Source organism: Methylobacterium sp. WL7 (assembly GCF_008040085.1).
GTDB lineage: Bacteria > Pseudomonadota > Alphaproteobacteria > Rhizobiales > Beijerinckiaceae > Methylobacterium > Methylobacterium mesophilicum.
The window spans coordinates 1-582 of sequence record NZ_VRVG01000361.1 but is presented as its reverse complement, the minus strand read 5'-3'; the positions used below and the strand labels follow the sequence as shown (position 1 = coordinate 582).

The 582-nt window shown below is 71.5% G+C and carries 1 protein-coding gene; it reads left to right on the top strand.

Annotated features, from left to right (window positions below):
• Positions 1-18: 18 nt before the first annotated feature.
• A partial coding sequence (locus FV233_RS29790; protein WP_187278283.1) for a YhjD/YihY/BrkB family envelope integrity protein occupies positions 19-582 on the top strand: 564 nt, incomplete at its 3' end.

Here is a 582-nt window from a genome sequence, read left to right as displayed (position 1 = left end):
CCGTAGCGAGGCGTGTCGATGGCTACCCCCGATCCCGATCGCACCGTGCCCCGCGACACCGGGGGGCACGCCTCGACGGTCTGGACCCTGGCGCTGGCTACCGCGCTCGTCGGCCTGGTCGCGTTCGGGGGCTCCTCGGATCCCGCGCCCGCGCACGAGGGCGGCGAGGCCCAGGCGGTCGCGAGCCGCCAGGCCGATCGCGGGCGCGGCGCCAGCCATCCGGCGGAGATCCCCGCCAAGGGCTGGAAGGACATCGCGCTGCGCACCTACCGCGACATCGGCGAGAACCGGCTGTCGCTGATCGCGGCCGGCGTCACCTTCTTCACCCTGCTGGCGATCTTCCCGGCGGTAGCCGCGCTGGTCTCCTGCTACGGCCTCGTGGCCGACGCCTCGACCATCAACGACCAAATCGCCAGCCTCCAGGGCGTCCTGCCCCAGGGCGCTCTGGAAATCATCGGCGACCAGGTCAAGCGCCTGAACGAGAAGGGCAACACCGCGCTGGGCCTGAGCCTGGTCGTCAGCATCGTCCTGTCGGTCTGGAGCGCCAACGGCGGCGTGAAGCACGTCTTCGACGCCCTCAAC